Source organism: Pseudomonas sp. 18.1.10, from assembly GCF_024655625.1.
Taxonomy (GTDB): domain Bacteria; phylum Pseudomonadota; class Gammaproteobacteria; order Pseudomonadales; family Pseudomonadaceae; genus Aquipseudomonas.
The window spans coordinates 1-4,527 of record NZ_JANLGL010000326.1 but is presented as its reverse complement, the minus strand read 5'-3'; the positions used below and the strand labels follow the sequence as shown (position 1 = coordinate 4,527).

General features: G+C 59.8%; 5 protein-coding genes. 3 read left to right on the top strand and 2 right to left on the bottom strand.

The window, feature by feature from the left end; translation table 11 throughout:
* Nucleotides 1-58: 58 nt before the first annotated feature.
* Nucleotides 59-427, bottom strand: coding sequence for a hypothetical protein (locus tag NUV89_RS27885; RefSeq protein ID WP_257783851.1), 369 nt, complete (start codon nt 425-427; stop codon nt 59-61).
* Between the two features lie 236 nt (nt 428-663).
* On the opposite strand from NUV89_RS27885, the gene NUV89_RS27880 reads away from it, so the two are divergent.
* Together NUV89_RS27880 and NUV89_RS27875 are read left to right on the top strand one after the other, a co-directional pair.
* Nucleotides 664-1,962, top strand: coding sequence for a serine protein kinase PrkA (locus tag NUV89_RS27880; RefSeq protein ID WP_017734345.1), 1,299 nt, complete (start codon nt 664-666; stop codon nt 1,960-1,962).
* Nucleotides 1,955-2,743 carry a VacJ family lipoprotein gene (locus NUV89_RS27875; RefSeq protein ID WP_257783850.1) on the top strand — a complete coding sequence of 263 codons (789 nt, stop codon included), beginning with the start codon at nt 1,955-1,957 and terminating at the stop codon, nt 2,741-2,743. Before NUV89_RS27880 ends, NUV89_RS27875 begins: the two co-directional genes overlap by 8 nt.
* A 56-nt stretch (nt 2,744-2,799) precedes the next feature.
* Here the strand turns inward: NUV89_RS27875 and NUV89_RS27870 are convergent, their stop codons facing one another.
* A complete protein-coding gene (locus NUV89_RS27870; RefSeq protein WP_257783849.1) occupies nt 2,800-3,714 on the bottom strand; it encodes a DUF808 domain-containing protein in 915 nt (304 codons plus the stop codon).
* A 133-nt stretch (nt 3,715-3,847) separates the two neighbouring features.
* On the opposite strand from NUV89_RS27870, the gene NUV89_RS27865 reads away from it, so the two are divergent.
* Nucleotides 3,848-4,453, top strand: a complete 606-nt coding sequence (locus tag NUV89_RS27865; RefSeq protein WP_257783848.1) for a TetR/AcrR family transcriptional regulator — start codon at nt 3,848-3,850, stop codon at nt 4,451-4,453.
* Nucleotides 4,454-4,527: the final 74 nt, after the last annotated feature.

The window sequence follows — 4,527 nt, the reverse complement described above, 5'->3', positions numbered from 1 at the left end:
GTTCCAACATGAGAATGCGGTCGAATGTGGGAGCGGGCTTGCTCGCGAAGAGGCCCTATCAGACGCCGCGAGGCTTCCTGACCAACCGCAACCCCGCAATCACCAACGCAAACACCGCAAACGCGGTGTTGTACAACGCCAGCGCCGGCAACCCGAACACCATCCCCAGCACCGCCAGCCACCAGCCCACGCGGCCCGGCACCAAGAACGCGACAACCGACGCAATCAACGCCACCCAACCCAGCACCTTGAAGTGAATCATCAAGCCCAGGTTCGAACGCAACTGGCATTCCCACCGCCCGGCTTCGTCGGCGCAGATCCCCACCCAACTGCCATCCTCCATAAAGCCATAACGCGCGCCATAACTGGCAGCCAGCCACAGCGGCAGGGCAATAAGCAGCAAAATCAACGGCAAGCGACGGGACATGGGGCACTCCGATAGGCAAAAACGGCGCTCAGCTTAATGCCCCGGCAGCCGTTAGCAAGGCGCATACACACAATTAGTCTCCACCAAAGCGTGGCAAAGTGTATCGTCTGGCTACTATTACCCCGATTCCGACGTTATTTTCCGACATTTCGTGCCGCGTGATGGCACTTCGGCGACAGCGCGGTGGTCATAGCCTGCGAACTTCATTTAGCACGTTTCCTCTTAGGGATTTAGTCATGCTCCGTTCCTTGCGCTGTGCCGCCCTGTTGGGCAGCCTTTTTCTGAGTGCGTCAGCACTGGCGGTCGATATCGACCAAGCCAGCTATGGCTACCCTTTGACCAACCCGTTTGAAGCGACCATCGCCACCACCCCGCCCGACCTTCGGCCAAAACTGCCGAGCAACGACGAGATCAACCAATCCGACTACACCCTGACGATGCGCCCCGAGCGCGAGTTCAGCCTGCCCGACAACTTCTGGCCGGTAAAAAAACTCACCTACCGCATCGCCAAGCAAGACCGCGCCGCGCCGCTGATCTTCCTGATCGCCGGCACCGGTGCGCGGTTCGACAGCAGCATCAACGAATACCTGAAAAAGCTGTATTACCAGGCCGGCTACCACGTGGTGCAACTGTCATCGCCCACCAGCTTTGACTTCATCAGCGCCGCCTCACGCTTCGCCACCCCGGGGATCACCCAGGAAGATGCCGAAGACATGTACCGCGTGATGCAAGCCGTGCGCGCACAGAACGCATCCTTGCCGGTGACCGACTTCTACCTCACCGGCTACAGCCTCGGCGGCCTGGATGCGGCATTCGTGGCCAAACTGGACGAAACCCGCCGCAGCTTCAACTTCAAGAAAGTCTTGCTGCTGAACCCACCGGTCAACCTCTACACCTCGATCACCAACCTCGACAAGCTGGTGCAGACCGAGGTCAAGGGCATCAACAACACCACCACCTTCTATGAATTGGTGTTGAACAAGCTGACCCGCTACTTCCAGCAGAAAGGCTACATCGACCTCAATGACGCCCTGCTCTACGACTTCCAGCAGTCCAAGCAGCACCTGACCAACGAACAGATGGCCATGCTTATCGGCACCTCGTTCCGCTTCTCGGCGGCCGACATTGCCTTTACCTCGGACCTGATAAACCGTCGCGGCCTGATTATCCCGCCGAAGTACCCGATCACCGAAAGCACCAGCCTCACGCCGTTCCTCAAGCGCGCGCTGCAATGCGACTTCGACTGCTACCTCACCGAGCAGGTGATCCCGATGTGGCGTGCCCGCACCGACGGCGGCAGCCTGCTGCAACTGGTTGACCAGGTCAGCCTGTACGCCCTCAAGGACTACCTGCACAGCAGCAAGAAAATCGCCGTGATGCACAACGCCGACGACGTGATCCTCGGCCCTGGCGACCTCGGTTTCCTGCGTAAAACCTTCGGCGATCGCTTGACCGTCTACCCACTGGGCGGCCACTGCGGCAACCTCAATTACCGCGTCAACGCCGACGCCATGCTGGAGTTCTTCCGTGGCTAAATATCTTCTGCTGCTCGCCGCCTTGATGTGCGCGGGCGTGGCCAATGCCGACAACAGCAAGGCCCACGAGCCGATCAAGGTCGACTCCGACGGTTTCAAGGAGCCGCTGTCCAAGCTCAAGTTCAACCCCGGCATGGACCAGCGTGAGTTCGAGCGTTCGTCGCTCACCGCGCTCAACGTCTACGACCCGCTGGAGGCCTGGAACCGTCGGGTGTACCACTTCAACTACCGCTTCGACCAATGGGTATTCATACCCGTGGTCAACGGTTACACCTACGTGACCCCAAGCTTCCTGCGTACCGGCGTCAGCAACTTCTTCAACAACCTGGGCGACGTGCCCAACCTGTTGAACAGCCTGCTGCAACTCAAGGGCCATCGTTCCCTGGAAACCACCGGGCGCCTGCTGCTCAACACCACCGTCGGCATCGCCGGCCTGTGGGACCCGGCCACCGCCATGGGCCTGCCGCGCCAGAGCGAAGACTTCGGCCAGACCCTCGGCTTCTACGGCGTGCCCGGCGGCGCGTACCTGGTGCTGCCGGTCTTCGGCCCGTCAAACCTGCGTGACACCACGGGTTTGATCGTGGACTACACCGCAGAGAGCCAGATCAACTTCCTCAACGTGTCCGAAGTCAGCTCCAACCACCCGGAAATCTGGGCGCTACGCGCGGTAGACAGGCGCTACCAGACCAGCTTCCGGTATGGGCAGATGAACTCGCCGTTTGAATATGAAAAGGTGCGTTACATTTACACCGAATCGCGCAAGTTGCAGATTGCCGAGTAAACAACGCCCACAAAAAAGGCCATTCGATTGAATGGCCTTTTTTTATGACTGCAGGATCAAGCCTTCACGGTTTTCCAGAGTTTGCCGGCCACGCTGACCACCGCCAGCACCACCGCACCCGCAATGATCCCCGCGACGCCATTGAGCAATGTCGGTACCAGCCACGCCACCCCTACCGCGCCTTGGCTCACCGACTCGATCCAGTGATGCACCGCCGGCACCCCGTGAGTCAGGATGCCACCGCCCACCAGGAACATCGCCGCCGTACCAATCACCGACAGGCTTTTCATCATGTACGGTGCCGCCCGCAGGATCGCGCCGCCGATACTGCGCGCCAGCTGGCCGGGCTTCTGCGTCAGCCACAGGCCCAGGTCATCCAGCTTGACGATGCCGGCGACCAGCCCATAAACACCCACGGTCATGACGATGGCGATGCCGGAGAGCACGATCACTTGCTGCATCAACGGCGCATCCGCCACGGTCCCCAAGGTGATGGCGATAATTTCGGCCGAAAGGATAAAGTCGGTGCGAATCGCGCCTTTGATCTTGTCCTTTTCGAACGCCACCAGATCGGTTGCCGGATCGGCTACCGCTTCGACCCACTGCGCGTGCTCGGCCTTGTCCTCGTCCTTGCTGTGGAGAAATGTGTGCGCGAGTTTCTCAAACCCTTCAAAACACAGGTAAGCGCCGCCCAACATCAACAGCGGCGTAACCGCCCACGGCGCAAACGCACTGATTAACAACGCCGCCGGCACCAGGATCAGCTTGTTGACGAACGAGCCCTTCGCCACCGCCCACACCACGGGAATTTCCCGCTCGGCACGCACACCCGAAACCTGCTGGGCATTCAACGCCAGGTCGTCGCCCAGTACGCCCGCGGTTTTCTTCGCGGCCATTTTTGTCATCAAGGCAACGTCGTCGAGTACGGCGGCGATATCGTCGATCAGTACCAGTAAGCTGCTGCCTGCCATGAATCGGTCTTCCATAAAGTGGGATACGCCGAGCATAACGCGGCGCAAGGCTTTGCGGGCGCCTTGTTGAGGCTCGCGGATAGCCGGTGCTACCATGCGCAACCGCCAGTCTTGGCAAGGAAAGTCCAGGTTTATGAGCAGCATTCGCGAGCGCAACAAAGAAAAAATCCTGCGGGCGGCGAGCGAGGAGTTTGCCGACAAGGGCTTCGCCGCGACCAAAACCAGCGACATCGCCGCCAAGGCCGGGCTGCCCAAGCCCAATGTCTATTACTACTTCAAGTCCAAGGACAACCTCTACCGCGAGGTGCTCGAAAGCATTATCGAGCCGATCCTCGCCGCCTCCACGCCGTTCAACCCGGAGGGCGAGCCCAAGGAAGTGTTGAGCAACTACATCCGCTCGAAAATCCGCATCTCCCGCGACCTGCCGTTTGCCTCCAAGGTCTTCGCCAGCGAAATCATGCACGGCGCCCCACACCTGAGTGCCGAGCAGGTCGAGCAACTCAACGCCCAGGCCAGGCACAACATCGACTGTATCCAGAACTGGGTGGATCGCGGCCTGATCGCAGCGATTGACCCCAACCACTTGATGTTCAGCATCTGGGCGGCGACACAGACCTATGCGGATTTTGACTGGCAGATCTCGGCAATCACCGGCAAGGCCAAGTTGGATGAGGCGGATTATGAGGCGGCGGCGTTGACGATTATTCGGTTGGTGTTGAAGGGGTGTGAGCCGGACTGATGCACCGTGGTGCCTGCGCCATTCGCGAGCAAGCTGAACTGGCCTAATGATTTTGGACACTTCAATCGGGCGCT

Coding starts and splice junctions, on each gene's coding strand:
- NUV89_RS27885 (WP_257783851.1), bottom strand. CDS start 427: ATGTCCCGTCGCTTGCCGTTGATTTTGCTGCTTATTGCCCTGCCGCTG.
- NUV89_RS27880 (WP_017734345.1), top strand. CDS start 664: ATGCTCCGTTCCTTGCGCTGTGCCGCCCTGTTGGGCAGCCTTTTTCTG.
- NUV89_RS27870 (WP_257783849.1), bottom strand. CDS start 3,714: ATGGCAGGCAGCAGCTTACTGGTACTGATCGACGATATCGCCGCCGTA.
- NUV89_RS27865 (WP_257783848.1), top strand. CDS start 3,848: ATGAGCAGCATTCGCGAGCGCAACAAAGAAAAAATCCTGCGGGCGGCG.